General features: G+C 69.4%; 2 protein-coding genes. Both read left to right on the forward strand.

The features are described 5' to 3' along the window. A partial coding sequence (locus IEZ31_RS55460; protein ID WP_229837332.1) for a family 43 glycosylhydrolase occupies positions 1 to 1,598 on the forward strand: 1,598 nt, incomplete at its 5' end. A gap of 16 nt (positions 1,599 to 1,614) precedes the next feature. After that, positions 1,615 to 3,078 (forward strand): glycoside hydrolase family 10 protein, encoded by a 1,464-nt coding sequence (locus IEZ31_RS55465; protein ID WP_190258242.1) that lies wholly within the window; start codon positions 1,615 to 1,617, stop codon positions 3,076 to 3,078. Positions 3,079 to 3,214: the final 136 nt, after the last annotated feature.

Here is a 3,214-nt window from a genome sequence, read left to right on the forward strand (position 1 = left end):
ACGCCTCCACCGCCGACGGTGGCGCGGTCGTGCAGTACAGCGACTGGGACGGCACCAACCAGCAGTGGCAGCTCGTCAAGGTCGGCGCGACGGCACCCACCGGCACGTTCACGAACCCGATCGTGTGGCAGGACTTCGCCGACGGCGACATCATCCGGGTCGGCGACGCGTACTACTACTCGGCCTCCACCATGCACTACTCGCCGGGCGCACCGATCCTGCGCTCGTACGACCTGGTGCACTGGGAATACGCCGGCCACTCCGTGCCGAGCCTGGACTTCGACTCCAACGCCTACAACCTCACCGGCGGCCGAGCCTACGTGAAGGGCATCTGGGCCTCGGCGCTGAACTACCGGGCCAGCAACAGCACCTTCTACTGGCTCGGCTGCGTGGAGTTCAACCGCACGTACGTCTACACCGCCTCGTCGGTCGACGGCACCTGGCAGAAACGGGCCCGGATCAACAACTGCTACTACGACGCCGGGCTGCTCGTCGACGACAACGACACGATGTACGTCGCCTACGGCAACTCCACGCTCAGCGTCGCGCAGCTGTCCGCCGACGGGCTCAGCGAGGTCCGCCACCAGCAGGTGTTCAGCACCCCGTCGAGCGTGGGAACCCTCGAAGGCTCCCGCTTCTACAAGCGGGGCGGCTACTACTACATCTGGGTCACCCGGCCCGCCAACGGCCAGTACGTCCTGCGCTCGACCAGCCCGTGGGGGCCGTACGAGATGCGGCAGGTGCTGCTGAACATGCCCACGCCCGTCAGCGGCGCCGGCATCCCGCACCAGGGCGGCCTCGTCCAGACCCAGAACGGCGCCTGGTACTACGCCGCCTTCGTCGACGCCTACCCGGGCGGCCGGATCCCCGTCCTGGCCCCGATCAGCTGGAGCGCGGACGGCTGGCCCAGCGTCCAGACCGTCAACGGCGGCTGGGGCGCGTCCTACCCGACGCCGGACATCCAGACGTCCAAGACCGTCAAGCCGATGATCGGCGCGGACACCTTCACCACGGCCGCGCTCGGCCCGCAGTGGGAGTGGAACCACAACCCGGACAACACGAAGTGGTCGGCCGGCAACGGGCTGCGGCTGCAGACCGCGACCGTCACCGGCGACCTGTACTCGGCCCGCAACACCCTCACCCAGCGCATCCAGGGGCCGGGGTCCACCGCCACCGTCCAGCTCGACTACTCGGCGATGGCCGACGGCGACCGGGCCGGCCTCGCGATGCTGCGCGACGCCTCGGCCTGGATCGGCGTGCGGCGCGACGGGTCCACGACCCGCGTCTCGATGGTCACCGGGCTGGCCATGGACGGCAGCTGGAACACCACCGGCACCGGCACCGAAGCGGCGAGCGCGGTCGTGTCCGGCGGCCGGATCTGGCTGCGCGCCACCGCCGACATCCGGCCCGGCTCCGGCCGGCAGGCCCGCTTCTCGTACAGCACCGACGGCGTCACCTTCACCCCGCTCGGCTCCGCGCTGACGTTGAACAACGCCTGGCAGTTCTTCATGGGCTACCGCTACGGCGTCTTCAACTACGCCACGAAGTCGCTCGGCGGCGCCGTCACCGTCCAGCGCTTCGAACAGACCGCCCCCTAGTCAGAAAGGCAAGCCCATGCACAGAAGACGATGGCGGGCCGTCCTGCCCATCGCCGTCGCCGCCCTGCTCGCCGCCGGCCTCACGACGTGGTTCGCCGGCACCGCCAACGCCGGCACCACCCTCGGTGCCTCCGCGGCCGAGAAGGGCCGGTACTTCGGCGCGGCCGTCGCCGCCGGCAAGCTGAGCAACGGCACGTACACCGGCATCCTCGACCGGGAGTTCAACTCGGTCACGCCGGAGAACGAGATGAAGTGGGACGCGACCGAGCCGTCCCAGGGCCGGTTCAGCTACACCGGCGCCGACCAGATCGTCGCGCACGCCCAGTCCCACGGGCAGAAGGTGCGCGGGCACACCCTCGCCTGGCACTCCCAGCAGCCCGGCTGGGCCCAGGGAATGTCCGGCAGTGCGCTGCGCAACGCGATGGTCAACCACATCACCCAGGTCGCCACGCACTTCAAGGGCAAGATCTACGCCTGGGACGTGGTGAACGAGGCGTTCGCCGACGGCGGCTCCGGCGGCCGGCGCGACTCGAACCTGCAGCGCACCGGCAACGACTGGATCGAGGTCGCGTTCCGCACCGCGCGGGCCGCCGACCCGGGCGCGAAGCTCTGCTACAACGACTACAACACCGACGGGATCAACGCCAAGAGCACCGGCATCTACAACATGGTCCGCGACTTCAAGTCGCGTGGCGTGCCGATCGACTGCGTCGGGTTCCAGTCCCACCTCGGCGGCCTGCCCCCGTCGGACTACCAGGCCAACCTGCAGCGCTTCGCCGACCTCGGCGTCGACGTGCAGATCACCGAGCTCGACATCTCCGGCTCCAGCCAGGCCACCGCCTACGCCAACGTCGTCAAGGCCTGCCTGGCCGTGTCGCGGTGCACCGGCATCACGGTGTGGGGCATCCGCGACAGCGACTCCTGGCGCACCGGCGAGAACCCGCTGCTGTTCGACGGCAACGGCAACAAGAAGGCCGCGTACACCTCCACCCTCAACGCCCTCAACGCCGGCGGCAGCAACCCGACCCCGACCACCACCGGCCCGACGGGGGTAGACACCAGCGCCTGGTACACCCTGGTCAACCGCAACAGCGGCAAGGCCCTCGACGTCTGCGGTGTTTCGACCGCGGACGGTGCGTGTGTACAGCAGTACACGCGCTCCGGCGGACAGAACCAGCAGTGGCAGTTCGTCGACTCCGGCGGCGGCTGGTACCGGCTGAAGGCCCGCCACTCCGGCAAGGTGCTCGACGTCTACAACGTCTCCACGGCGGACGGTGCGGCCGTCGTGCAGTGGGGCGATCACAACGGCACCAACCAGCAGTGGCGCCTCGCCGACTCCGGCGGCTGGTACCGGCTGATCAACCGCAACTCCGGCAAGGCCCTGGAGGTCCAGAACGCCTCCACCGCCGACGGCGGCGCCGTCGTGCAGTACGCCGACTGGGGCGGCAACAACCAACAGTGGCAACTCGTCCGAATCTGACGAAGGAGATACCCCGAAATGAGACTCATCGGCGCCGCGCTCGCGGCGACGGTCGTGGCCGCCGGGGTGGTGGTCGCGATCAATGTGACGACCGCTTCGGCGGCGACGGTGGACACCAGTGCGTGGTATGAGCTGG

The sequence above is a fragment of the Dactylosporangium sucinum genome (assembly GCF_014647515.1).
GTDB classification, from domain to species: domain Bacteria; phylum Actinomycetota; class Actinomycetes; order Mycobacteriales; family Micromonosporaceae; genus Dactylosporangium; species Dactylosporangium sucinum.